Annotated in this window: 19 protein-coding genes, 3 tRNA genes and 2 pseudogenes; 18 read left to right on the forward strand and 6 right to left on the reverse strand. The window is 40.4% G+C overall.

Annotation, left to right across the window (positions count from 1 at the left end; all coding sequences use genetic code 11):
• The first annotated feature begins 119 nt into the window (after positions 1-119).
• Entirely contained in the window at positions 120-494 is a 375-nt protein-coding gene (locus C427_RS10560) for an HPF/RaiA family ribosome-associated protein (protein ID WP_007637303.1), read from the forward strand.
• On the opposite strand, the gene C427_RS10565 is transcribed toward C427_RS10560, so the two are convergent.
• On the reverse strand, positions 491-1,573 hold the full coding sequence (locus C427_RS10565) for a flavin monoamine oxidase family protein (RefSeq protein ID WP_007637304.1): 1,083 nt from the start codon (positions 1,571-1,573) through the stop codon (positions 491-493). The two genes, C427_RS10560 and C427_RS10565, sit on opposite strands and share 4 nt — an antisense overlap.
• Positions 1,574-1,731: 158 nt before the next feature.
• On the opposite strand from C427_RS10565, the gene C427_RS10570 reads away from it, so the two are divergent.
• The 14 genes and pseudogenes from C427_RS10570 to C427_RS10625 all read left to right on the forward strand — a co-directional run bounded on the left by C427_RS10570 (position 1,732) and on the right by C427_RS10625 (position 14,451).
• On the forward strand, positions 1,732-2,259 hold the full coding sequence (locus C427_RS10570) for a TetR/AcrR family transcriptional regulator (protein ID WP_034899138.1): 528 nt from the start codon (positions 1,732-1,734) through the stop codon (positions 2,257-2,259).
• A gap of 107 nt (positions 2,260-2,366) precedes the next feature.
• Positions 2,367-2,600 (forward strand): hypothetical protein, encoded by a 234-nt coding sequence (locus C427_RS24885; RefSeq protein ID WP_007637308.1) that lies wholly within the window; start codon positions 2,367-2,369, stop codon positions 2,598-2,600.
• Between the two features lie 20 nt (positions 2,601-2,620).
• The gene (gene uvrY / locus C427_RS10575; protein ID WP_034899121.1) at positions 2,621-3,265 is read left to right on the forward strand and encodes a UvrY/SirA/GacA family response regulator transcription factor; all 645 of its coding nucleotides are present in this window, start codon (positions 2,621-2,623) and stop codon (positions 3,263-3,265) included.
• A gap of 14 nt (positions 3,266-3,279) precedes the next feature.
• On the forward strand, positions 3,280-5,112 hold the full coding sequence (gene uvrC / locus C427_RS10580; protein WP_015430802.1) for an excinuclease ABC subunit UvrC: 1,833 nt from the start codon (positions 3,280-3,282) through the stop codon (positions 5,110-5,112).
• Between the two features lie 77 nt (positions 5,113-5,189).
• Positions 5,190-5,360: a hypothetical protein gene (locus C427_RS28510; protein ID WP_015430803.1), complete on the forward strand. Its 171-nt coding sequence runs from the start codon at positions 5,190-5,192 to the stop codon at positions 5,358-5,360.
• Positions 5,315-5,566 carry a CDP-alcohol phosphatidyltransferase family protein gene (locus tag C427_RS28515; RefSeq protein ID WP_322786676.1) on the forward strand — a complete coding sequence of 84 codons (252 nt, stop codon included), beginning with the start codon at positions 5,315-5,317 and terminating at the stop codon, positions 5,564-5,566. The genes C427_RS28510 and C427_RS28515 overlap by 46 nt, the downstream gene beginning before the upstream one ends.
• A 424-nt stretch (positions 5,567-5,990) precedes the next feature.
• A tRNA-Gly gene (locus tag C427_RS10585) sits at positions 5,991-6,065 on the forward strand.
• Positions 6,066-6,108: 43 nt separating this feature from the next.
• Positions 6,109-6,182: transfer RNA gene (locus C427_RS10590), tRNA-Cys, on the forward strand.
• A gap of 46 nt (positions 6,183-6,228) precedes the next feature.
• A tRNA-Leu gene (locus C427_RS10595) sits at positions 6,229-6,315 on the forward strand.
• A gap of 903 nt (positions 6,316-7,218) precedes the next feature.
• A complete protein-coding gene (locus C427_RS10600) occupies positions 7,219-7,437 on the forward strand; it encodes an NF038104 family lipoprotein (RefSeq protein WP_007637315.1) in 219 nt (72 codons plus the stop codon).
• A 471-nt stretch (positions 7,438-7,908) separates the two neighbouring features.
• Positions 7,909-8,689: pseudogene (locus C427_RS28820) on the forward strand (hypothetical protein); the annotation flags it as partial.
• A gap of 656 nt (positions 8,690-9,345) precedes the next feature.
• Positions 9,346-9,621, forward strand: a complete 276-nt coding sequence (locus tag C427_RS10615) for a hypothetical protein (protein ID WP_041250453.1) — start codon at positions 9,346-9,348, stop codon at positions 9,619-9,621.
• A gap of 238 nt (positions 9,622-9,859) precedes the next feature.
• Positions 9,860-11,933: pseudogene (locus C427_RS10620) on the forward strand (TonB-dependent receptor plug domain-containing protein).
• Positions 11,934-12,129: 196 nt separating this feature from the next.
• Positions 12,130-14,451 carry a M28 family peptidase gene (locus C427_RS10625; RefSeq protein ID WP_007637321.1) on the forward strand — a complete coding sequence of 774 codons (2,322 nt, stop codon included), beginning with the start codon at positions 12,130-12,132 and terminating at the stop codon, positions 14,449-14,451.
• 375 nt (positions 14,452-14,826) lie between these two features.
• On the opposite strand, the gene C427_RS10630 is transcribed toward C427_RS10625, so the two are convergent.
• Together C427_RS10630 and C427_RS10635 are read right to left on the reverse strand one after the other, a co-directional pair.
• Complete coding sequence (locus C427_RS10630; RefSeq protein WP_007637322.1) at positions 14,827-16,461, reverse strand: cation:proton antiporter domain-containing protein; 1,635 nt, start codon at positions 16,459-16,461, stop codon at positions 14,827-14,829.
• A 227-nt stretch (positions 16,462-16,688) separates the two neighbouring features.
• Positions 16,689-17,423: an NUDIX hydrolase gene (locus C427_RS10635; protein WP_007637323.1), complete on the reverse strand. Its 735-nt coding sequence runs from the start codon at positions 17,421-17,423 to the stop codon at positions 16,689-16,691.
• 406 nt (positions 17,424-17,829) lie between these two features.
• On the opposite strand from C427_RS10635, the gene C427_RS10640 reads away from it, so the two are divergent.
• A complete protein-coding gene (locus tag C427_RS10640) occupies positions 17,830-18,456 on the forward strand; it encodes a sulfotransferase (protein WP_007637324.1) in 627 nt (208 codons plus the stop codon).
• 210 nt (positions 18,457-18,666) lie between these two features.
• On the opposite strand, the gene C427_RS10645 is transcribed toward C427_RS10640, so the two are convergent.
• From C427_RS10645 to C427_RS10655, 3 genes are all read right to left on the reverse strand, one after another.
• Positions 18,667-19,983 carry an ABC1 kinase family protein gene (locus C427_RS10645; RefSeq protein WP_007637325.1) on the reverse strand — a complete coding sequence of 439 codons (1,317 nt, stop codon included), beginning with the start codon at positions 19,981-19,983 and terminating at the stop codon, positions 18,667-18,669.
• Positions 19,984-20,164: 181 nt separating this feature from the next.
• Complete coding sequence (locus C427_RS10650) at positions 20,165-20,914, reverse strand: peptidoglycan-binding domain-containing protein (RefSeq protein WP_007637326.1); 750 nt, start codon at positions 20,912-20,914, stop codon at positions 20,165-20,167.
• Between the two features lie 500 nt (positions 20,915-21,414).
• Positions 21,415-22,647 carry a DEAD/DEAH box helicase gene (locus tag C427_RS10655; protein ID WP_007637328.1) on the reverse strand — a complete coding sequence of 411 codons (1,233 nt, stop codon included), beginning with the start codon at positions 22,645-22,647 and terminating at the stop codon, positions 21,415-21,417.
• A 616-nt stretch (positions 22,648-23,263) separates the two neighbouring features.
• On the opposite strand from C427_RS10655, the gene C427_RS10660 reads away from it, so the two are divergent.
• Together C427_RS10660 and C427_RS10665 are read left to right on the forward strand one after the other, a co-directional pair.
• Positions 23,264-24,754, forward strand: a complete 1,491-nt coding sequence (locus tag C427_RS10660; protein ID WP_007637344.1) for a SulP family inorganic anion transporter — start codon at positions 23,264-23,266, stop codon at positions 24,752-24,754.
• Positions 24,755-24,767: 13 nt separating this feature from the next.
• Positions 24,768-25,619 (forward strand): universal stress protein, encoded by an 852-nt coding sequence (locus tag C427_RS10665; RefSeq protein ID WP_041250494.1) that lies wholly within the window; start codon positions 24,768-24,770, stop codon positions 25,617-25,619.
• Positions 25,620-25,686 lie beyond the last annotated feature (67 nt).

Consider the following 25,686-nt stretch of genomic DNA (forward strand, 5'->3'; position numbering starts at 1 on the left):
AACAATAAACGATTTTTTCTTTGTATTGTATGTTGCTAACGTTAATTAGCAACATACATTTATCATCGCAAAGCATTGTTAGATGATGATCCTATAATCGCAACACAGAGGTTTCTAATATGTTAGTAAATATTCAATCAAGACATTTCTCTCTATCTGAAGCACTAAGTAAGTATGTGAAAACCAAAGTGCAAATCATGCTCGGCAGGTATGAAGCGAAAATCATTAGAGCTGATGTCAGTTTATTTGATATCAATGGCCCTAAAGGAGGCGAGGATAAATGTTGTAAGATTGTTGTCAAAATTAATGGTGCCAGCTCGATTGTAGTCCAAGAAACTTCCGAAGATTTGTACGATGCAATTAATACATGTTCACGTCGAGGTCGAAGAGCCGTTAAACGGCAACTCAGCAATCATGTTAGAGCACGTAGAAAAATCAAAGAAATTTTACTATTGATCAGCAAAGAAGCTGAATTGAAAAATACTCTGACTTAACTACATACACCTAATGTGCTCCGTTGAACCGCATCGAGAGCACCTTCTAGGTATCCAGGATCCATGCTCGCAAATTCACTGCCTATAAGGTGTAAATGAAGTGCATTAAGTTCTTGCTGATGTTCGGAGAGCGTAAATTCAGGATGACGAGAAGCTTCAAGCCTATCTTTTGAGGTACATGTAAATTCATCTTCTGCCCAATCTTTGAAAAAACATTCAGTAAAGTCTAGGGCATCTGGTCCATAGCAGGAAACAAGTTGCGCTACACAGGCGTCTTTCATTTGCTGTTCTGACATTTGACTTCTGCGTGATGAAGGCCATCCAATAAAACCGAATAAACCATGATTCTGATGGGGATCGGTAGATGCGTCATGTGTTTCAACCATTGGCCCAGTTTGACTGAATAGCTGCCCTGAAAGACCCTTCTCACGCCAAAATGGTGTAGCGTAAGTGGCCACAAATTTAGCTTGTCCAGCCATCCAAGTTTGTGAGTTTTGAAGATCGCTGATTAACAATTGGGATAACCAGTGTTTATTCATTAGGTACTTAGCAATGATCCTCGGAGGCATTGCTAACATCAACTCGTCGCTACTAAACGTTTGCTCAATACCATTATGACTGACTGCAAGCTGCCATAAGTTTGCTTGTCTCTCAATCCTTGTAATTTCATGATTAAGTTGGATTTTGTTTTTATCAACTGACAGTTGCAAAGCAGATATAAGTGATTGACTGCCACCTTGCATTTTAAGCAATTGTAAATCGCCAGCTCCTTTGATGCGCTTAGGTGGTTGTTGTTCGGACATTTGATAAAGTACATCCCCCGATGCATATTGCTCAAAAAGTGCAATGCCAAGTTGCTTCACTAACCCCTGAATCTTTTTTTGATGAGGGAATATCCAAGCAGGACCTAAATCAAAATAGTGCTCTGGTTGTTGTTTACTCTGAGCACCTAAGATGCGTCCACCTAACCTAGCACTAGATTCAAGTAATAAATATGGAATACGTTGTTGTTCTAGCAAATATGCTGCGTACAGGCCAGCTAAGCCTCCGCCTACTATGATAACTTTCTGATGTTTCAAGTAACCTCCAGAACAAATGAGTTGGCTAATAAAAGTAAATTTAAACGAGCTAATGAAAAATAAATCTACCTATAGGTAGGTTTGTGATGTTAGTTTTGAGTTTGGCCCTTGTCAAGTGCTTACCACTGCTTGATAATTGGCGCTTAAGGGGATGTGACATGACCAAAAAACAAGCATTACTCAAAGCGGCAGAGGATAAGGTACGTTCAGGCGGCTACAGTAATTTTAGCTTTAGAGAGCTAGCCAAAGTAGTAGGGATAAAAAGTGCCAGTGTGCATTACCACTTCCCAACCAAAGCAGATTTGGGGGCCGAGTTAGCACGGCTATATACCGACAATTTTATGCTTGCCTTAGGTGATCCGGTCGAGCTAATAAAAGCACATAAAAGTCCGGTTCAGGTGTATGCATCTCAATTTAAGCGGGCTTTGCTTGAAGATAAAAAAATGTGCTTGTGTGGCCTATTAGGAGCAGAGACAGATTGTTTACCAGATAAAGTTAAACAAGAAACAAAACGATTTTTCAGATTAAATCTAGAATGGTTGCACGTTGCGCATCAATTAAATGATCCCAGTGATGCTGAGCAAAGAGCAGCGAATACCTTGTCATTATTAGAGGGAGCAATAATGGTGAGCAAAGCATTAGGTGACAATCGTTTTTTCGACCAAGCGACAAGTGGCTTGAGATAAATGGTTAAAAGTTAAGCTAACAACTCTAATTATTGTGACTTTCAGTATGGTTTTGTTATTTAATCCTTTATGCTCTTTGATATCGATAATGTTGTTCATGAATAAGTATGATCACCCGCAATCAAAAAAACAATCATCGAGTGCTTAGAAAAGATGCTATCCATATACCGCTTAATTGCCGTTGTGGTGGGAAGGCTAGCAAACCACAAGCCATTGCAGATTGTGAAAATAGATGGGTTATTCGATGTCAGGTTGAACAATGTTATGCGTATAATATTGGACAAGGATTAGTAGATACAATCCAAGGTTGGAACAGACTCAGTACACATTTTTATCGTTAAAAATTAAAGAGACCCTTACCTTGATTAAACTGCTGTTAGTAGATGACCATGAATTAGTCAGAACCGGAATCCGTCGTATTTTAGAAGATGTATCCGATTTTGAAGTAGTAGGTGAAGCCACTAATGGTGAAGATGCGGTAAAATTTTGTCGGAATCATGCACCAGATTTGGTGTTGATGGACATGAGTATGCCGGGAATTGGCGGCTTAGAAGCGACAAAACAAATTTTACGTTTTTCTGAGAATACCCGCGTTATAGTGTTATCTGTTCACAAAGAAAACCCTATCCCCGCCAGAGTCATGCAAATGGGAGCGTTTGGTTACCTAACCAAAGACTCTGATCCTGAGGAGATGATAAAAGCGATTTATAAAGTGGCCGCAGGCCAAAAGTATGTTTCGCCCGACATAGCTCAGCAAATTGCACTTGGGCAACTTAATTTGAGCGGCAGCAATCCTTTTGATCAATTATCTGAACGAGAGCTCGAAATAACCTTAATGCTGACTAAAGGTGCCAAAGTGCCTGATATAGCGGCGTATTTAAATATCAGTGCCAAAACAGTTAACACTTATCGTTACAGAATGTTTGGTAAGCTCAATGTGAGTACTGATGTTGAGCTTACCCACCTCGCATTGCGCCATAAATTAATACAGACGGATCAAATGTAAGATTAGCGACTTCAATGAGTATCAATACTGCAGAGCCTTTTGATCACCAAGCCTTCCTCAAAAATCTGACCAATCAACCGGGCGTTTACCGGATGTACAACCAGAAAGAGGAAGTGATTTATGTGGGAAAAGCAAAAAATTTAAAGAAACGCGTGGCCAGTTATTTTCGAAGCACTGTGGACGGCATAAAAACCCGGTCGCTAGTGAAGCAAATTTGTGAAATGGACGTTACAGTTGTTCACAGTGAAGCCGAAGCCTTTATTCTCGAAAATAACTATATAAAGAAATATAAACCTCGCTATAACGTGCTGTTAAGAGATGATAAATCTTATCCATTTATCTTTTTATCTGATCATACTCACCCAAGATTAAGCAATCACCGTGGCCCCAAAAAGCTAAAAGGTGAATACTTTGGTCCCTATCCAAGTGCTTGGGCGGTGCGCGAAAGTTTACGTACTATGCAGCGCCTGTTTCCTATTCGCCAGTGCGAAGATAGCTATTACCGTGCCAGAACTCGCCCATGTTTGCAGTACCAACTACAACGCTGTGCTGGCCCTTGTGTAGAAGGATTGGTGAGTAAAGAAGAGTACTCACAACAAGTGCAATACGCGCGATTATTTCTAAAAGGTAAAAACAAACAGGTTATCGACTCATTGGTTGGTAAAATGGAACAGGCTAGTATCGACCTTAGATTTGAAGCCGCAGCCCGTTATCGTGACCAAATTGGCGCTTTAAACAAAGTACAAGAACAACAATGGGTCAGTGGCAATCAGCAAGAAATGGACGTATTTGGTTTTGCCTACCGTAACGGTATTGCAGTTATTCAATGCATGTTTATTCGTGATAACAAACTACTTGGTAGCAAAAGCTTTTATCCAAAAGTGCCCGCTCAGTCGAGCGACGCAGAAGTGTTTCAATCTTTTGTCTTACAGTTTTACCTTGCTGGCAATAAAATTATCCCCCAGCAAATCGTGATCCCTTGCGAATTAGAAGAACAAGACGCCATTGAGGAAATGTTAAGCAAGCAAGCCGAACGTAAAATTCAGTTCTACAAAGGCGTCAGAGACGAAAAACGTCGTTACCTAGACCTTGCTAATACTAATGCTGAAATAGCTTTAGAGTCGCGTCAAAGTCATCAAAAATCGGTGTTTGCTCGTTATATCGAATTAGAAAAAATATTAGAGTTTGAACAACCTATCCAACGTATGGAATGTTTTGATATTAGCCATACGTCTGGTCAACAAACTGTTGCGTCTTGTGTGGTTTTTAATAGGGAAGGGCCCTACAAAACCGATTATCGCCGCTATAATATAGAAGGTATTACCCCTGGGGATGATTACGCAGCCATGGCACAAGCACTTGCGCGGCGGTATCGCGATGTAAAAGATGAGAGCAAAATCCCAGACATTCTATTTATTGATGGTGGTAAAGGACAACTCGCTCAAGCAGAAGCCTACTTCGAGGATTGGAAACAAGACAAAAAACCACTATTAATTGGTGTTGCCAAAGGTAGCAGTCGCAAGGCAGGTTTAGAAACATTGATAATGGCAGGCAGTCACGCCACTATTCCTATGGCCGGTGATTGTGCCGCTTTACACTTAATTCAACACATTCGTGACGAAGCGCACCGTTTTGCTATAACTGGACACCGACAACGCCGTCAAAAAGAGAAAACCACCTCTAAGCTTCAATCTATACCGGGAGTGGGTGCGAAGAGAAGACAAAGTTTACTTAAATATATGGGCGGATTACATGGCATATTGCAGGCGAGTAAAGGCGAAATTGCTAATGTTCCGGGTATCAGTGAAGAACTTGCCGCAATTATTTATGACCATATTCACCATTGAGCTTTGAAATAATGTACTGCCTGTGGGTTAATAGCTTCGATTCAGAGTCATATAATTTCATATTACGAATTACGGGAATGCCCAGAAGTAAAATGTTGACTATTCCTAATATCATTACCATGGTCAGAGTGTTCCTTATCCCTGTTGTTGTTTTCGGTCTATTCTCTACATTGGAAAATGGCGCCACCAGCTGGTTGCATTTATATTCTGGTTTGCAGCCATTACCGATTGGTTTGACGGTTACCTAGCGCGAAAGTTAAATCAGACCACCGCATTTGGTGCCTTTTTGGATCCCGTAGCTGACAAACTGATTGTGGCAGCCGCTTTACTATTAATTACACATAGCTACGAGACGCCTTGGATAACCGTACCCGCTATTTTACTAATGTCCCGAGAAATCTATATCTCAGCGTTAAGAGGATGGAGTGGGACATCAGGGCAAAACAAGACCTAGTTAAAGTAACCGTTCATAGGCAATTCAAAAATATGGGGCAAATGCTAGGCTTAATTTGTTTACTTGCAGGAATGGGATTATTTAATGGGGGTACAAATATATTGGTGTCCATGGGATAAAATTTGTTTGTAATTCGCGGCAATCTTGTCTATCTGGTCAATGGTGGGTTATACAAGAGCCGGCATGGGACGACCAGAAAAATTCATAAAGTATTGAACAATATTCTCCTTTTGTGCAAATGTAGCGCGTTTAAGTCAAAATTCAGGCAGTCAGTTCAAAAACCTAATTTTTGTGGTTGACACATTAAACTTTGAATGTAGAATGCGGTTTCAGATTTAGGCAGCAAGCAGAACATCGTATAGCAACTTAAATCAGAAACAAGGATTGTAGAGTTTTTAAGTGTAGGGATTACACAGTAAACAAAGCGGGAATAGCTCAGTGGTAGAGCACAACCTTGCCAAGGTTGGGGTCGCGAGTTCGAATCTCGTTTCCCGCTCCAATTTCTTCTAATAAGAAATTGGGAATAAGATATTTAGCGGAACGGCGGAATGGCAGATTGGCTATGCAGCGGATTGCAAATCCGTGTATCTCGGTTCGACTCCGGGTTCCGCCTCCAAATATTTTATCTATACCAGCTTGTATTTATACAAGTACCCCCCGTTGCCCGGGTGGTGAAATTGGTAGACACAAGGGATTTAAAATCCCTCGTTCGTAAGGACGTGCCGGTTCAAGTCCGGCCCCGGGCACCATTTATTGACTTAGTTAAATCAATAAATACAAAATCAAAACTTTTCTAGTCATATTTATATACTTAACCAATTTCTTAATTTTAAAGATATGTACCTAACTTATTATTATCCATAATTTCTCTTCACAGAATTTTCTCGGGTCAATTATTTATATTGCCTTTTGAGGATTGGATTTAAAAGCATGCGTTACCGCTTACAGTCATCCGTTTTTTTTCACACAGCATCCATGTTAAATGACTTACTTTTTTCCTACAGCAGCAAAAGTAAGCAAAAAATGCCGCTCGAGTACAATGCCCTTCATCCAACTATTACGGCCATTTAGCAGGTCTCGCTGCGCCAATAACTGATTTAGTGCCCCTACGTCTGTTTTCCTGCCTTTAAAGTCTTAGTAAAACATTTATCGCAGTACTGTTTTTCGTAACATTCAGACTTAATTGTTTTTTATAAGCTTGCTGCAATGGGTGTCTCAATAAGTATCTTTTTATGGGTGTCTCAATAAGTATCTCAATAAGTCCTCAACACCAAAGAATACGAGGTATAGGTAAAGCGAAAACGTCGTTAAAACACGCTTAAATCCATCATTTGAAAGTTTAACAATATCAATCGTAGTGATTGAGATAACGACGTGCCCTCAATTCTAGAAAACTGTATTCCTAGACTTTCTTCAAATGAATTTATCTAAAAATAGATATTTTGATATCTCCCTTTTTTTGTTACCCATAATTCGATAAATTAAACCTTGTCGGTCGAGTGTATTGTTGGTGATTTATTAATGTGGGTGCCAATATACTTGAGTGATCAGCATCCAAGTGATTAATGCTTTGGAATTTGGACAACGGTTGATTCGCTATTAAATTAGCGTATTGTAAGTAACCCAATGTTTATTGATCTGGAAACGTTATTTTGAAAAAAATTGCGCAAGGTGTATTTTTATTATCCGTACTTTTTAGCTTTTCTGGTTGTATTGCAGTGAGTGTTGTATCTGCCGCGGTAGGTGTCACTACAACGATTGTTGGTGGAGCTGTCGATGTTGTTGACGCAGTTACTCCAGATATTTTTGATGACGATGATAAACAAGAAGAAGACGATGATAACGACAAAAGTCCTAAGAACAAGCCCTAAGAGGACACCCGCAAAAGTCCTAAGCGGACACATATGGACGCTCCCGTGATGTCAACTCAATACTTGCCCCTTCGTGCTGATTATCAGCACATATACCGTTTTAATTTTCTTTTACCATTAGTCTGTTGTGTTGAAGGCAGTCTTAAAAATGGCTTAGTTCTGACATATATTTAGGCTCTTTATTGAAATGGTTTTATCATTTCAGGCCTCTGATGAAGTCCGTTCCGGGTACCGAACACCACATCACCTTTAAAACACCCACACGGATTATTGTCCTTGTCTAAGTCTGGCTTTGATGAGGTAATGCAGACCGTTTTCTCCTAATATTATGACTAAGCGGGTTGGGTAAAAAGTGTTATCCCGTGTATTGCCTTCCACAACACCAGTCCTAAGTGGACACCCACAATTAGTTGATTAGATAAAATAGTGAACTAGGCTTTATGTTTGGTTGATTTATGAAGGTGGTGTGTTGTGCCTCAGGCAAGGAAGAGGTTAATCAGTTTAATTGATACGCCGTTTTATCATTGCGTATCGCGTTGTGTGCATCGTTCATATTTGTGTGGTGTGGATGATTATTCTGGACAGAATTATGAGCACAGGCGAAGTTGGGTAGATACTTTATCTATCCTCGGTGTTTGCCATTGATAGCGCGGCTACCTTATTTGTGCCATTGCTGTGATAAGTAATCATGTGCACTTGGTTTTACATGTCGATGTATTAAAAGCTCAAGGCTGGTCAGATAAACAAGTCGTGTCGTCATGGCAAACTGTTTACAAAGGCACGTTGCTCACCCCAAAGTTCAAGCGGGACGAAACGTTAAGCCAAGGTGAGTTGATATCCCTGAATGAAACCATCGAGATTCAACGCAAGAGGCTGTATGACATTAGTTGGTTATGCGTAATCTCAATGAATATATTGCCAGAGAAGCAACAAAGAAGATAACGGCAGTGGCAGGTTTTATTCGCTGCCATCCCTGGCACTCACCCTTCGGGCCAGCTGAAGCTGTTCAAATTTTTCCCAGAAAAATTTGTGGGAAGGACGGTTTAAATCGCAAGCGTTACTGGATGAATCAGCTGTTTTAGCTTGTATGTCTTATGTAGACCTAAACCCTATTCGCGCCAAGATCGCCAAGATCGCCAAGATCGCCAAAACCCCAGAAACCTCAGACCATACCAGTATTCAATATCGTATCAATGCTACTAAAAAAGCACAGCAACCTAATAACCTATTACCATTTGTAGGTAATCCGAGGCATAAGTAAAGCGAAAACGTTGTTAAAACACGCCTAAATCCACCATTTGAAAGTTTAACAATATCAATCGTAGTGATTGAGATAACGACGTGCTCTCAATTCTAGAAAACTGTATTCCCAGACTGTATTCAAACGAATTTATCTAAAAACAGATATTTTGATATCACCCATTTTTTTGTTACCCATAATTCGATAAATTAAACCTTGTTGGTCGAGTGTATTGTTGGTGATTTATTAATGTGGGTGTCAACTTACTTCTTCTTTGTTTTTAATCAATACTATTTAACGATTGTGATGAACCTTCACTTGCCAGTTTCGATTCATTCCAGTCGTATGACCGTTGATCGCACAATCAATTTAATTAGCTATTTGGTCTGCGCAAGATGGGGACGTTAGCTTTTTAGTGATTCAGCGATCCTGATACTGCAGAATGAATTTTGTCTTTAGAAGCAACACTGTACGTCCTTAATAGAATTTTCCGCTACCGCATTTCTCCATAACTAGACGTTTAATAATTATTTTTGAAAACATCAGTTATCTCAATTGATGTTATCGAAAGATTAATTCACCACGCGGGTCCTAAATATGATATTATTCCAAAAAAATCTCCATTGTTAAGCAAATTAAAGTCCAAATTCTTTGATTGAATAAAAAACTTGTTTTGGTTTGGTAAAAAAAAAAAGGCTTCTTCACTACGAATTTTTGAAGGGCTTCCACAATCCAATAAAATTCTTTTGTTAAGGGATTGGGATAACGCAGTTAGCCTGCAAGGCCACTACCAGACCGAGCACATGGATAATTTTATGAGCAAGCTGGTTAACCATCTTGAAAAGCCAATCATTACCCGCAGTTATTTTACTCAAGAACAGGAAGCAGCTGACGCCGCCAAAAAGAGCAGCGAAAAGTCCAAACCCCAACAAACCATTCACTAAGCCGCGACTCTTTTTTAAGTCGCTTAGTATGATCTGCGGGGTAACATCCGTTGATTTGTGTTCACCCATTGTAATATCAAAAACCAATCGTACAGCTCTATATAAAAATGTCTGCTTCATGTTTGTATTTGATGAATTCCACTAAAACCTCATCTGTCGTGGAAATTTTTTATGATACTGTGCGTTTTTTATTTTATGACTAAATTAACTATAGTTCTTTTTAAGGTATTTACGTTTTATGTGTTTTTTCTATTTTTTTAGGAATATGGCTATATTTGTTATTACCATCAATATGTTAGGGGCGTTTGAAACGCGAGCCGGTCAACCTGAAACTGCTGCAAAGCTTGGCGTAAACGTCACTCAGCAATCTGCAGAAAGCGACCAATCTCATCATCAAGATGGCCATGGTGATGATGAGAAACACCATGAACATGATGAAGGGGTGGAATCTATTCTGGTGTTGTCTACGCGTTTGGGGAGGTCGGTAAACGATGAACCTATTCGCGTTGAAGTTATCGTGCGTGAAGAGCTTGAAGAAAAAGCCATTATGCGCCCGGGTAATATTTCCATGCTGGTCGCCGAGACGGGTGGGGTACGTGTGCAAACTACGTCGCCGGCACTGGGCAGTGCAAACATTCGTTTGCAGGGGTTGTATGGTCGCTATACTCAGTTACTTAACGATGGTTTGCCACTTTATGGTGGTCAGGCATCTTCGATTGGGCTGTTGCAAATACCACCAACTGACCTCAATAGTGTAGAGATTATTAAAGGGTCGGCTTCTTCTCTCTATGGTGGATCTGCAATGGGAGGTGTGATCAATCTTATTTCTCGTAAGCCCACCAATGAATCAGAAGCTGAAGTGCTGATGAATCTGACGTCGCGAGACGGACAAGACCTGACAACCTATCTTGCAGCACCATTAGATGATTCTTTTGGGGCGTCGATTACAGCTGGAAGCCATCACCAGAGTGTCCAAGATTTAGATGATGACGGCTGGATAGATATGGCTGGGTATGAACGTTATACCGCCAGGCCTCGATTGTTTTGGCAGGGGAAAAACGGCACTAACGTCTATGCAACCGTTGGTTTTATGACCGAAAATCGAGATGGCGGCACCAGAGAAGGCCAAACCACACCTGACGGAAACTCTTTTGCCCAAACCCAAGACAGTGAACGTTTTGATGGTGGTTTTATTGCTAATGGCCCATTAGGGGCAACTTTGGATTGGAATTTTCGTGGTTCGGCCATGGCACAAAACCATAACAAACGATTTGGTGAGGTGTTAGAGGAAGATCGTCATGAAAGTTATTTACTTGAAAGCTCTGTTTCAGGCTACACGGCAAGCACCCAATGGGTCGTTGGTGTGGCTATGCAGTCAGATCGCTTTCAATCAGTGTATTTTCCCAACTTCGATTATCGTTATGACGTGCCTGGTGTCTTTGCACAAGCCGATTATGAACTGACAGAACAGTTTTCAACTTCAGTGAGTGCTCGAGTAGATGATCACAGCGAATTTGGTACGCAGTTTAGTCCACGCATTTCCATGCTTTATCGGCCTGATGATTTGACCATGAGAGCGTCTTACGGTCTTGGTTATTTTGCGCCTACGCCCTTTGTAGAAGAAATTGAGGCAGCAGGTCTTGCACGTCTTTCACCCTTGAGCGATATACAAGAAGAAACAGCTGTTACGTCCTCATTAGATATCAGTTATCAATTCAATCAACTGGAAACCGGGATCACCTTGTTTAGTTCAATAGTTGAAAACGTGACTGAGCTAGAAACATTTTCCTCTCAAAAATGGTGGGCCACTCAACCGTGTTCGTTTAACTAATGCTACTGGCGAATCACGTATTTATGGCTCAGAACTAATGCTACGTTATAAATGGCAGGACATTAAACTGACGGGTAGTTACCTATTTCTAGATGCCACCGAGTTTGATGTAACCAGCAACGTTCGCCAACGCATTGAACTTACACCTCGCCATTCAGCCGGCTTTGTTGCTATGTGGGAGCGCCATGGCGAATTCCGAGTGGGTTTTGAAGCTTATTACACGGGCGATCAACGTTTAGATGGTAATCCTTATCGTTCTAAGAGCAAACCTTATTGGCATCTAGGTTTACTTGGCGAAAAAACGTTTGGCCAATTCAGTTGGTTTATTAATGCCGAAAATCTGCTGAATATTCGTCAAACGAAAGAGGATCCTTTGGTTTTACCTAGCCGATCGCCTGATGGCCAATGGACAACTGGTATCTGGTCTCGTAACGACGGTTTTGTTGTAAATGCTGGGGTAAGAATTCAATTGAATGGTTGATTTATTATGCGTGTTTACATGTTGGGCAGCCTGGTAGCTTAGGGCTAAAGATGACACCCAATTAAAAAAGTAGAGAAATCACTTAATGATCAGCCAAGGTACGCTCCCCATAATAAACAAATCAAGTGGTTTGCTTTAAAGTAATAAGTTACTGTTATTTATAATTTTATTTAAATTAAAAAAAGCTAGGGACAAAATGCAACAGAGCCTACCAACGACAACATTAAAACCACTGCTTATTTTGTTGGTCCTATTTGTCTTTATAGCATCCTTTATAAAGTCTCAATTATCTAGTATCACTCCTCTTTCTACCGCCGCACCAGAATCTTTATTTTCCAGTGAGCGAGCGTTCAATATGTTGCAACAATTGACCTTTGAACAAATACCTCATCCGGTTGATAGTCTTGCCAATCGAGTGGTTGAGCAACGTTTAGTTAGCTTACTTAGAGGTATGGGATATCAGGAAGAAATTCAGGACAGTGAAATTTGTCGTGACTTCGAGAGAGGTTTTGCACGTTGCACGCGGGTAAGAAATATTATTGTTCATATTGAAGGGCGTGAAGAGGGTAAAGGTATTCTGCTTTCTGCCCATTACGATTCCGTAGGCGCTGGCCCTGGTGGAAGTGATGCAGGTGCTGCGGTTGGCACCTTACTTGAAACTGCACGGCTGTTATCACTCGTTGAGCAACCGCGAAACTCCATCATATTGTTATTTAATGAAGGTGAAGAGTTTGGTCTGTTTGGTGCAAAAGCTTTTATGGAACAACATCCTTTAGCAAAAAAGCTACAACTTGCTTTAAATGTTGAGGCGCGCGGCAGCTCGGGTAAAAGTGTATTGTTCGAAACCGGCGAAGACAGTGGCTGGTTGGTTAAACATTATGCTCAGACTGCAAAAGCACCTTTAAGTAGTTCGCTATTTTATGAAGTGTATAGGTTTCTTCCTAATGATACCGATCTTACTATTTTTAAAGATCATGGCTTACAGGGACTAAACTTTGCACATGCAGAACGTTTACCTCACTACCATACTCCCTTAGACAACCTTGAAAATCTTGATCGCGGAAGCTTGCAACATCACGGTAATAACGTTTGGGGTGTGTTAAGTAACATTAAAAATGTCGACTTGGGAGAAGTTGAAAAAGGTAATTTGGTTTACACCGATGTGATGGGATTGTTCGTCATTAGCTGGAGTGAATCCACCAGTGTAGCTGTGTCAGGTATACTGGTTTTATTACTGATGTTTGTAATCGCGTTGTTGTCAAAGCAGCAGCACTTAAGCACTAAACAAGTGCTCTTAGGCTTATTGTCGACTGTGATTATATTGGTGGTTTCCGTTCTTGTTGCTATGGGGATTAAACTCATTACTCAAACCATTAGTGGCAGTAATTATCCTTGGTACAGCAATCAACTACCCATGCAATTAGCCCTATGGTCGGGAGTGGCGCTTTTTGGCCTTTTCATTGGCCGTATGTTTGCTCGCGGTGCTAGCTCAATCAATATGTTGCTCGCGGTCTCTGTATTTTGGACATTACTCAGTGTAATCAGCAGTATTTTGATGCCCGGTATCAGTTTTCTGTTTATCCTCCCAGCTATTGCAGGTGTCGCTAGCTTATTTATACTCGTTTGGTTGATTGGAGCTGATCTCCCTGAACAATCAAAAGTTACAATACACACCTTAGTTTTGATCATTAGCGCATGTATTTGTGCGATTAGTTTTATGCCTATCGCGTATGTGTTAGAAATAATGATCGGATATCAGATGAGCGAGGCGGTGGGCATGGTATTGGGATTTGTTGTGATCTCTTTGCTACCAGTTTTAACCATGAATTCGAGTGCTGCTGATGGTTTCAAAAAACTGCTTTATAGTGTCTCAGTTCTGATGTTATGCGGAGTTGGCTGGACGAGCTTACAGGCCACATATACAGAATGGATGCCCCAGCACCTTAATTTGCAATATTTGCAAAATCCTAAGGGAGAAGTTTTTATTCTCAAGGGGCATCAGCGGAATCAACCGTCAGATGAACTACTGAGTGCTCTGTCAGGTGAAGGTGAATTGACGACGATCTTCCCTTGGTCGGCTTGGATATACCACAGCACTAAAGTGGATTCAGAACTGTTTGAGCCAGCAATAGCTGAAATCCGTGAACTTGCCAGCAACGAATACGCTAAGAAAGTGCAGTTAAACTTATCGGCATTCGCTAAAAACTTAAGCGACCTCGTTATTTATGTGCCGATTGATTCGAGTTTGCAATCGATTGAAACAAACAGCGACTCCCTTGAATATAAAGGTGAGAAGAGAGCGGGAGGCTATTACCAATATCATTGTCGAGGCGTATCCTGCGCTGAAACACAACTGATACTTAATTTCTCTGAGGAAAAACCAACAAAAATTCTTATAGCTTCAATTTATCCAGGCCTTCCGTTCACATTTAGGGAACTATATACATATCGAGGCAAAAAAGCGGTGCCACATCAAAATGGTGACCAATCTATTGTTTATACTGAGTTGGATTTATAAAATTTGGCAAGGCCTCGTGATTGAAGTATCTGAGGTCAGAGTCAATTTAACTATGTATCACTGCTTTTTGCCCTAATTTACATGGAGATCCAACAAAATTCACATGGACATCCAAGATAACGGCAAAGTGAAGTCCTAACTTTTTGATATAAGTAGACTCTGTTAAAGTCAGAGCCAATAGGCCATTTTCCTATAACTGCTGTCATTTGTTAGGGTGGGATTATGACATGAACAATATCACTAGCATTTATAGCTGCGGGGGCAGGTTCTTTTAAAATACTATTTCAAGAAAAATTTAAAATACACTCTGGGGAATAGGCTAAAAAAACGATACCAACTTTGTCCACGAGCAATACTGCCTAAAGCAAAGCTAGGTTATTCACTTTCACGTATCGGACCCTTGGCCCTGCGGTGAGCCAAGCTACTTTTAACTAACAGCCGGGCGGTTTCTTGGTAGGCATGTACAAAATCCGTTATACCAATACCGTGCAGAGATTGTTTCTCGGCTAAGCTGGATATTTTTACTACCACCTGAGCCGATGGGTCGTAATTTAATACGGCTTGGCAAATGATTTTTTTATTCAATAAGCTATCCACTGTAACAATGACACTTGCAGCTTGCTCTACTTTTAATGATTCTAGTACTGGCCTCTTGTCTAAGTGTCCAAAATAAGCCAGAAATCCCCGTTCTCTGGCTAGTAAAACATGCTGTAAGTTGTCAGAAATAATCACAAAACTGATGCCTTTTTCAGATAATTTTTTTGCTACAAGTCGGCCTGCAATAGCAAAACCACAAATCACCGTATGCTGACTGATATTAATCGGTGCAATCTTATCGGATTCAAAAAATTCTTTGCCAAAATAAGAAGCAAGCGTATAAATATTATTCACCATGAAGGGGGTGACTATCATGGATAACACAGTGACCAGTATCAAAAAGCTGCCTAATTCTGCCGACACCAGACCCTTGGTCAATGCCAATGAGAATATGGCAAACGAGAATTCTCCTACTTGGCATAAGGCAATAGCAGATTTAACTGAATCATTTTTATTTGATTTTCTACGAATTAACACAAAAATAATGAATGCTTTTAACAACATAGTGAGCGCTAATACGGCGACTACCCAAAAGAACTGCTGGTAAAAATAAACGATATCGATTTTAGTGCCGATAGAAAAAAAGAATGCGCCGAGAAGTACATCTTTATAGGAAGATATGTCTGACTCAACTTTCACATGGTAGTGGGTTTCGGCAATGATCATACCGGCAATAAATGCGCCTAATGAATAGGTGAACCCCATTTCATGAGCCAGCAAAGATGCACCAATGACGATGCTTAACACTGAGCCTAAAAATAATTCTTCTAACTTGGCATTGGTGGAAAAATGCAACATCCACTCGATAAGCTTTTTACCCAGAGTAAACATGAACACAATCACTAAAGTAGCTGATAACAGCGTGTTCAGCAATACATCGCCTATAGACAGTTGGTCATTGGCTAAAAAGCTGATCAGTAACAAAATAGGTATGACAGCCAAATCTTGAAAGATTAATATCGCCACCGATTTCTCGCCGTAAGGAGTGAGTACATCTTTTGATTTTTTTAAGTAACTTAAGACAATGGCGGTAGAAGACAAACTGAAGGCTAAGGCAATAATCGCAGAAGCTGTAATATCTTGTAAAAATACATAGTGCGCCACCAAAAAAATAACTAATGCACTTCCAAGGACTTGTACTAATCCGTTAAAAAATACGATTTCTTTCATCTTTTTGAGTTTGCTAAAAGACAATTCTAAACCAATAGTAAACATCAGAAAGACAATCCCGAATTCACCAATTAAATCTAACGAATTTAAATTTTCTCCACCATTAAAATCAAACAAGTTACTAATAATAGTGCCAGTGATGATGTATCCAATAATGTGCGATACTGAAAGCTTTTTCAGTATAATGTTTAACACAGTGGCAATGGCCAGTGAGATAAAAATGATCAGTAAAATCGAATCCATTAAACAGCCCAAATAGGTAAATATAGAAAGTGAGTAAGTCCTCATCTATTCTACCTAGGATTAAGGCAACGCACATGTTCTAAATGGGGCTCGCAATAAAATATGCAGACAGTTCGAAGCTTTCAGGGCCATTGATGTTTAAATTAACTATGATCTCGCATATTTAAGAACAGAGTTAATATGACTGGCCAGATAATGCCCTGCTATTAATTCCTAATTTTCCCGTGTTAAATTGTGTCTATGATAGGTTTACCATTACGGAAGTGAATAAAAGGTCCCTCAGCATCGGGCGAGTGAGGGTTAACTAAGCGCTGTTCAACTTCTTTGAGTATCATTCGCGTGATAATTGGCAATTCGAGTTTTTCGGCTTCTTTGACCGAGACCCAATGCAGTTCTAATAATTCACCAGACCCCATTGGTGCAGCGTGAACACCTCCTTGAATAAGGTCTGCTTCAACCATAAAAAATCGAGTGTCGAAGCGGCGGTTTCGATATGGTGGGGTAATGGCTCTGGCGATGACATTAAGTGTATCCAGACGAGGATTAATACCGTGCTGTAAAAACGCGTCCCACTGCGGTGAACGGGACTTTATCGTGACGCTATCGGACTCACCGAGGACCAATCCAGTTTCTTCGAACGTTTCACGAATGACAGCCATTGCAAGAGATCTGGCGCGAGTTTCTGAACATCCCTTCATGAGGCGTTTCAGCACGCTAGGATGAAGATCTTTAGGTGGCCGAATACGACTATCTCCTGCGTCAACTTTGCCTCCTGGGAAAACAAACTTGTTCGGCATAAACTTATGACTGGCAGCGCGTTTACCCATAAGAATTTTGGGATGTTTGTTGTCGCGTCTAACAATAATAAGCGTTGCTGCGTCTTTGGGTTTTACCGCTCGCCCTTTCGAACGTAGTTCAGTGGCTGGAGTATTGATATGTTCACTTTGTTCAATTATAGACATCTAATACCTCTGCTAATCAGGTTTATCGGCGTTTCTGTTAGCGCCAGACTATTCATTGCTTTAGCGCACTTGCCGAATTTAATTTAGATTAGCAAACAATCTTTTAAGGGTCTCCTACTTAACTATTTTTGTTGTTTATGTTGATTTATATGTTACTTAGAGTTGAACCTGTAGTGCAGATTCCTAAATACAGTAAGCCAAAAATCTCCCAACAAAATTGTCCATAGTCTGGAATTTATCCTTCATTACCTCACAAGAAGGATTTTTAAATCCTTTGTTCAATTAATCGTTGAAGATTTTATAAGTCAGAGAAGCTGATTTATGTATTATAGGTGTTGACTCCAATATTTATGATGATGAGTTTTTTGAGAAAACTTTTTTATTACTGCTTTTTATATGAGACAGCATGAACAAACTCTTTATTATAGGTTTACCAAGAACAGGCACTACTAGCATCAGTGTTGCTTTGCTTGAACACTTTAGGGTTTCTCATACTGGTTATACAAAGCGTGCCTTTGAGTTGGCCGATGTAATCTCTGACTGCCCCTGTTTTAGTGACTACCAGCAGCTTGATGAGCTATTTCCAAATTCTAAGTTTGTCTACTTACAACGTCACCTTGAGCAGTGGTTACCCTCAATACAAATGTTGCTGAATAAGATGTTACCCAGTCTCAATAGCCACACTTACGTAAATCCAATATTAAAGCGAAGTTTTAACCAGACTTTTGATTTTAATAGTGTTGAGAGCCCACTAGAAGAATCGCATCTCACAATGTGTTACCAGCGCCACGAACAAGGGGTGATTGATTATTTTAATGGGCAGGATTGCTTACTGAATATTGAGATTAATCAACCGGAGAGTTTGTCTCAGTTATTGGATTTTTTGAATTTAGCGCATTCAGGTGAAGGGCATTTCCCCCACTTAAATATAGGGAAATTGGTTGATAATTGGAAAGATATCAAACATAAACATAAAATAAACCCGAATACCGCAGGTAGAGAAGGTCGCAAGTTTTTCAATTATTGCAGATAAGTCATTTCTGCTTACAGGTTAGACATATTACTAAAATTCCCCTTAGAATAAATCTACTTAGAGTCATTTCACGTTGGTTGGTATAGTCGTAAGTTGTCTATTAATGATATCTAAATCCACTCAGACCTAACCTAAAATATTCTAAAATTTGGGACTGGTTTGCCAAGATTGCAGTGCTGATGTTTAAAAGGCCATACACGGCTGTTAGTGTTAGAAGTCTATAGTAATTCGTTCGTCATCAAATAGGTTCGCATCAGGATCGAGTATTTGAATGTAGCGGTCGAAATATAAAAACTGTTTTAATAATAAGGTGAACGAACGGGGAAACCGAATACCGTAATTTCTCGCTACTTCGCCCAATGTGTTGATGACATCATTCACCGCGGGGGTTACGTTTAAGCCATCGTTAGCCATTAAGTCTTCATTGCTAATATTGTTCATTGAGAGAAAAACGTGTTCTATGTCACGAGATAATTGCTGTTTATCTATGTTTTTGCGGGTCATTCCCACCGCTAACATGGCGTCAGCAACTAGTGCATAGTCTTGTTCACTCAAGCCTTTAAACAAACTGAACATGGCTTGCCAAGTTTCAGGACTTACACGGCCCACCATACCAAAGTCAATAAACCCGACTCGACCATCTTCAAACAACATCATGTTGCCACTGTGTAGATCAGCATGAAAAATCTCACACTTCATTAAACTAGCAAACCAAACATTCAGAGCTTCGAACAACGCTTTGGCTGGATCACCTTGAGATTTTTCACTTGCGTCTTCGTCTGTTAATGCACATCCATAAAAACGCTCCATTGTTAATACACGAAGACCCGATGCTCTCTCATAGACCTTAGGTGCCACCACGGTGTTAATGTTTGAAGTATCGAGAAAGTTTCTAAAGACTTTAATATGCTGTGCTTCTTTAACGAAATCACACTCGTCTATCATGGCTTGATACATCTCGGACACAATGCCCGTTAATGCATCACGATCGGTGTTGGGCAGCATAAATTCTAATAAACGAACTAACACGTAAACCGTATTTAAATCAGCAGTAATAATTGCCTGCACGCCAGGCTTTTGAACTTTTAGCACCACGTTTTCTCCGGTCACCAAAGTCGCTGCATGGACTTGCGCGATAGAGGCTGAAGCCAAAGGTTGTTGCTCTATATGGCTAAAAACTCGGTTTATGGGTTGCTTTAGATCTTCGAAAACGATTTTTTTGATTGTACTAAAAGGGATAGGCTTTGTTTGATCTAGAAGTTGTTCAAATTCCTCTACATATTCCTTTGGAAAGATGGAAGGTGAACTAGCAATAAATTGACCAAACTTAATATAGGTTGTTCCGAGTGCTTCAAATAACTCTCTTACTTCATTTGCAGGAGGAAGTTTACGTTTTAGGCCCCAACGGATTGCATAAGGCGTCACTTTAGCCATCGTTTGTGTAAGGCGCAGACTGCTTCTTAGGCCCATCTCTGTGAGGCTAATATTGCGTTTAAGAATAGAATGAATATTAGGAAGAAATCCCATTTTTATGACATCCAGTAGTAAGAGTAAATATTTATCCTTGCTTAAACAGCATTTCAGGATATTAAATCGCTATATAAACAAGATGGAATTATTTAGTCTTGCTATAGAAACATAAGAAATTAGAGCGCTCAACCTAAACAAGTCACCCAAAAAGTCAGCGTGTATATTATTTAAATACTTGTCATTGTAATTGCTCTTCGTTGGACACGAAAAACGTATCAGTGAGGTATTTTGGGCTATAACTGCGCACGTCCATATGGATCCATGTGGGTGCTATACTAGCTGGCTCGAGGGCTTTTTTGTTGTTTCCATGCCAGCCGATTTGAAATCCCGCTTTATCAACCAGTAAACTTCTTGCCTTGTCACAGCGTTCACCGTCATCTCGTTTGTCTTCTTTGGGCTGTGCCGGAAAATCCATATCGATTGCTTTGCCCATATGGTTGGTTGAACGCCGACCTCTCATTTCATTATATATCCAGCAACGATAGCCGCTAGTGAGGATGGGTGGAGGGAAGTCATGGTTTTTCAGGTGAAAGCATGCTGCCCGAAATGCGTAGAGTATGGCTTTGTGTACTCCTGGATATTCACGGCGATGATAAGCTTCAATTTTAGGTTTGCCGGTTCTATATTTATTTTTAAATCGGCCCTGTCCAAATCCATCGCATTGTCCACAGGGACATCGAATAGAGGCGAAATATACAGGATAGTTTATTTCAAATTCACTCAATGCATCGAAACTGTTTGCATCAAAAACACCTGAAGGTGTGGTTGTTTTCATGACCTCACGTTGAAAGGCCATCACTTGAAGCTCACTGCCGGGTCCAAAATCACCATCCCAAACTGTTCCACGAAATCCGCTTAACTTAAGTTGCAGCTCTGTTACATCCGCCCCTTTATTTCCTCGTTGTATGTTTTTTTCACCAAACGCCATGATATCTCTCCTTTTTGAATGTTCAGGTCTTGGGTTGAAACTCAATCATCATTGCTGATGACTAATATAACAGACGACTTCAAAAGTATTTAATTGTGTGGATAGCTTTGGATACGCTAAAACAAGATGAGTATTACAGGCATGCCTTGTTAACCAAACTTCACTGTCTGTGTCAGAGTATTTAAGAATGGACCTCATTTCTTATCTTCGCAAGAGGCTTTTATTTTATTGAATTTAGGGGCATTTAACGGGCTGATTAGGTGACATTAATGGTGTAAGCATGCCGATTTATGCTGAAGTGTCATTGTTCGAAGGGATGTGAATCAAGATGATAAACGTCACTTTATGGGGATTTTGCGAGAAAAAATTAGAGTTAATAAACGTTAAATTAACTCTATCTACAATCACGACCCAAAGCCCACAAAAAAAATGATTACACATGCATATCAGACACGTTTATCTGAGTGAAAACGGCCGTGTTGACTCTGGTATTATAAACATTACCTACGTTTTTTAGGTGACTTGTGGCCAAGTGCTTTGTTTCTAGCGTGTTGTTTTTGTTTACCTTTACTGCTTCTTTTGGCTGGTTGGTTTTGTTTAGTCAAGTCAGGTTCATAACCTGGTAGCCATTGTTGTAACAATACACTGTCGAGTACTTTTTCAACGGCCTCTAGTAACCATTCTTCATTTGGGCTCATCAGCGAAATGGCTAATCCGGCATTTCCGGCTCGACCAGTCCTGCCAATGCGGTGAATATAATCTTCGGCAACATAGGGTAACTCGTAATTGATCACGTATTTCAAATCAATGATATCAATTCCTCGTGCTGCTACATCTGTTGCCACTAAGGCTCTGGTTTTACCCTGTTTAAATTCTGCTAATACTCTTTCTCTGGCTCCTTGTGATTTATCACCGTGAATAGATTGGGTTTGAATACCGTCTTTACACATTTCTTTGGCTAGGTCATCCGCCATTTGTTTAGTACGAGTAAAAATTAAGACTTGATGCCAGTTTTTTGAGCCGATAAGAAAAGATGTGAGCTCTCGTTTGCGATCATTGTCAACTGTATATACCAGTTGTTCTACTTGTGCGGCTGCTGTATTGCGCTCACTGACTTCGATGAGTACAGGGTTATTAAGTAAGGTTTTACTTAATTTAAATATAGCGTCATCAAAAGTTGCAGAGAACAATAAGGTCTGTCGTTTGTTTGGTAGTCGACTTAGGATTTGGTCAATTTCATCTTTAAACCCCATGTCTAACATGCGATCGGCTTCATCAAATACAATGGTCTGAAGCTGGCTTAAATCGACATTTCCCTTCGCAATAAGATCCAACAATCGTCCAGGTGTTGCGATCAATATATCTACGCCTCTCTCAAGTGCAGATATTTGTGGATTAATACTGACACCGCCATACGCTACTGCAACCTTTAATTGAGTATTTTCGGCATAACCCACAAAATTTTTATACACCTGCTGCGCAAGTTCTCTTGTGGGTGTTAGCACTAGTGCACGGATTGGCCTCAGAGCATCAGCGTATTTAATAAGTTGTTGCAGGATGGGTAAAGCAAAAGCAGCCGTTTTTCCGGTTCCTGTTTGGGCGCCTGCCATAATATCTTTACCATCCAGGATGGCGGGAATTGCTTGTTGTTGTATCGGTGTTGGGATCTCGTATCCTAATGCCTTGATTGCATCAGTTAGGGACTTATCTAATGCTAACGAAGAAAAACTCATATATAACTATCGCTTTTTGATGACTTGTTATCTTTATAACATTGTTGCCGTAACACATCAGAATAAAATACCCACAACTGATAAATCATTTTGATCAGCTCAATTAAAAGGCATTATCAAAGGCACTGACGAGGTATGCATTGTAAATGTTGTCTAAATATTTGATTAAATTACAACGGCTGTCTTATGTAAAAAATAGTCTTTGTCAGTCGCCAAAAACAGAAATTTTAGATGCGGCTAGTTAAAACATTTGTGAGGCAAGTTTGTTATTTTATTTTTTGCGTGTTGATATCCAAGGTGACGGTCGGCTCAATTTCTGTATGAATTTAACGAAATGAAACAACCATCAAAGTCTCATTTTTTACAATATAAAAAATTTGACGATTCTCAGCATAAACAGTTTATCGTTTCTGCACCTTATCTATATTTGTAACAAAATTACAAAAGCGCTATTATTGACCTTAAATTTAAACCAAGGAAGTTGCTGTTAACAGTTTTACCGCTTAGGCAACGCCATCATTAGATGCACCATTTAACGCATTACTCGCGTAATTTGCTACTTTGAAATATTCATATTCTTTTTTCTTAAACAGAATTCTAAAATTAGGTTATTAACATGCTCGAACACATGAAAAGAGACTGGCTCTCTAATATTCGTGGTGATGTGCTTGCTGGTATTGTTGTGGCGTTAGCCCTGATACCTGAAGCCATTGCCTTTTCCATTATTGCAGGTGTTGATCCTAAAGTGGGTCTGTACTCTTCATTTTGTATTGCGGTGATTATTGCCTTTGTTGGCGGTCGTCCGGGGATGATTTCTGCGGCAACCGGTGCCATGGCCTTATTAATGGTAACGCTGGTCAAAGATCACGGGCTGGAATATTTGCTAGCTGCAACCTTACTGACAGGTGTATTACAAATTTGTGCGGGGTACCTTAAACTGGGAAGTCTGATGCGTTTTGTTTCGCGCTCTGTGGTAACAGGGTTTGTTAATGCGCTGGCCATTTTGATTTTTATGGCACAGTTACCTGAATTAACCGATGTTACCTGGCATGTTTACGCGATGACTGCTGCGGGTCTTGGTATTATTTATCTTTTTCCGTATATCCCTACTATTGGAAAAGTGATCCCCTCACCACTGCTATGCATTGTTGCTTTAACCATTGTTGCAATCTCTCTAGACCTGAACATTAGAACCGTAGGGGATATGGGTGAATTACCCGATACCCTGCCGATATTTTTGTGGCCAGATGTACCACTGAACCTGGAAACGCTATTGATTATTTTGCCTTACTCCGCAGGACTTGCGGTAGTGGGTTTGCTTGAATCTATGATGACGGCGACCATAGTTGATGAACTAACAGATACTACCAGTGACGGTAACAAAGAATGTAAAGGACAGGGAATTGCTAATATTGGTGCCGGACTGTTTGGTGGTATGGCTGGCTGTGCAATGATTGGACAGTCAATTATCAACGTCAAATCTGGTGGTAGAGGCAGGCTGTCTACCTTTGTTGCTGGTACAGTGCTGATCATTATGGTGGTATTTCTTGACGATTGGGTAAGTCAAATACCGATGGCCGCATTAGTTGCAGTGATGATAATGGTCTCTATAGGTACGTTTTCTTGGTCTTCTATTACAGACTTGCGTAGCCACCCCTTGTCATCAAGTATTGTCATGGTGAGCACTGTAGTGGTGGTTGTGGCAACGCATAATTTGGCATTTGGTGTGCTTATTGGGGTACTGTTAGCCACATTATTCTTCTCCAATAAAATTGGCCGACTCATGATGGTGAAACCTCACTTCAATGAGGTTGATAATGTGCGAACTTACGAGGTTATCGGACAGGTGTTTTTTGCTTCCGCGGAGCAATTTACCAAAGCATTTGATTTCAAAGAAGCGGTAGAAACCGTTGTTATTGATCTTACCCATGCCCATTTTTGGGATATCACCGCCGTATCTTCACTAGACAAGGTGGTGATCAAATTCCGACGTGAGGGAGCAACTGTCACAATCGTAGGTATGAACGAGGCAACAGCAACAGTGGTAGATAAATTTGGGGTGCACAATGACCCTGAAGAAGTTAAAAAACTGTTGGACGGACATTAAGGAGATAATGATGATGACAAAAATAATTACCTGCGTAGACGGCTCTGCCATGACTTCCGCTGTAACCGAAGCTGCGGTCTGGGCTTCAAACAAACTCAGTAAGCCGATTCTTTTTTTACATACATTAGAGAAAGAGCAGCAGCATGGTGCGGATGACTACACCGGGGCTATTGGCTTAGGTGCGCGTTCTGCCTTGTTAGAAGAAATGACCAAGTTAGATGAGCAGCGAAGTAAAGTTGCACTGCAGTTAGGTAAAAAGTTACTCGAATATGTTACTCACCAAGCAGAAGCAGCAGGTGTTGAGGAGATTGAATCATTACAAAGGCATGGCGACTTGGTCGATTCGATAGATGATATTGAAGGTCAAACCCGACTAATCGTCATTGGCCGCAGTGGCAAGGGGCATGATGGTAACTTCAATGCGTTGGGCTCTAATATAGAGACATTATTACGCAAGGCTGCTCATCCGGTGATGGTTATTCCGGATACATTTAAAATACCTGTCTCGTTTATGATTGCCTATGATGGAAGAGCAACCGCCGAAAAAGCGTTACAACGGGTTATCGACGGTGGATTATTGCATGGTTTGCACTGTCACCTTGTTTCTGTGAAAAATAACGAATCAAATCAGAAAGATAAGTTAGCAACAGCCCAACAAAAACTAGAAGAGAAAGGCTTCAATGTCACCGTATCTTTCATTGAAGGCAATATACATGAGTCGCTAATGAAATATAAAGAGACACATAACATAGGGCTTGTTGTGATGGGGGCTTTTGGACACTCCAGACTGAGACAATTCTTTTTAGGCAGTAACACCTTGAAAATGCTTGAGAGAAGCAAAGTACCGATGGTTGTATTAAGGTAAATGTTCTTTAATGAAGTGTCACTGGCTTTAGACTAACTCATCAGGGGCAGGAACAACGTTAAGTCAA

This window comes from Paraglaciecola psychrophila 170 (assembly GCF_000347635.1).
GTDB classification, from domain to species: Bacteria; Pseudomonadota; Gammaproteobacteria; order Enterobacterales; family Alteromonadaceae; genus Paraglaciecola; species Paraglaciecola psychrophila.

Excerpts from the sequence above, each read along its gene's own strand:
- C427_RS10570 (WP_034899138.1), top strand. The coding sequence starts at position 1,732 with ATGACCAAAAAACAAGCATTACTCAAAGCGGCAGAGGATAAGGTACGT.
- C427_RS10630 (WP_007637322.1), bottom strand. The coding sequence starts at position 16,461 with ATGGATTCGATTTTACTGATCATTTTTATCTCACTGGCCATTGCCACT.
- C427_RS10650 (WP_007637326.1), bottom strand. The coding sequence starts at position 20,914 with ATGGCGTTTGGTGAAAAAAACATACAACGAGGAAATAAAGGGGCGGAT.
- C427_RS10640 (WP_007637324.1), top strand. The coding sequence starts at position 17,830 with ATGAACAAACTCTTTATTATAGGTTTACCAAGAACAGGCACTACTAGC.
- C427_RS10655 (WP_007637328.1), bottom strand. The coding sequence starts at position 22,647 with ATGAGTTTTTCTTCGTTAGCATTAGATAAGTCCCTAACTGATGCAATC.
- C427_RS28510 (WP_015430803.1), top strand. The coding sequence starts at position 5,190 with ATGCCCAGAAGTAAAATGTTGACTATTCCTAATATCATTACCATGGTC.
- C427_RS10625 (WP_007637321.1), top strand. The coding sequence starts at position 12,130 with ATGCAACAGAGCCTACCAACGACAACATTAAAACCACTGCTTATTTTG.
- C427_RS10635 (WP_007637323.1), bottom strand. The coding sequence starts at position 17,423 with ATGTCTATAATTGAACAAAGTGAACATATCAATACTCCAGCCACTGAA.
- uvrC (WP_015430802.1), top strand. The coding sequence starts at position 3,280 with ATGAGTATCAATACTGCAGAGCCTTTTGATCACCAAGCCTTCCTCAAA.
- C427_RS10560 (WP_007637303.1), top strand. The coding sequence starts at position 120 with ATGTTAGTAAATATTCAATCAAGACATTTCTCTCTATCTGAAGCACTA.
- C427_RS10645 (WP_007637325.1), bottom strand. The coding sequence starts at position 19,983 with ATGGGATTTCTTCCTAATATTCATTCTATTCTTAAACGCAATATTAGC.
- C427_RS10665 (WP_041250494.1), top strand. The coding sequence starts at position 24,768 with ATGACAAAAATAATTACCTGCGTAGACGGCTCTGCCATGACTTCCGCT.
- C427_RS24885 (WP_007637308.1), top strand. The coding sequence starts at position 2,367 with ATGATCACCCGCAATCAAAAAAACAATCATCGAGTGCTTAGAAAAGAT.
- C427_RS10660 (WP_007637344.1), top strand. The coding sequence starts at position 23,264 with ATGCTCGAACACATGAAAAGAGACTGGCTCTCTAATATTCGTGGTGAT.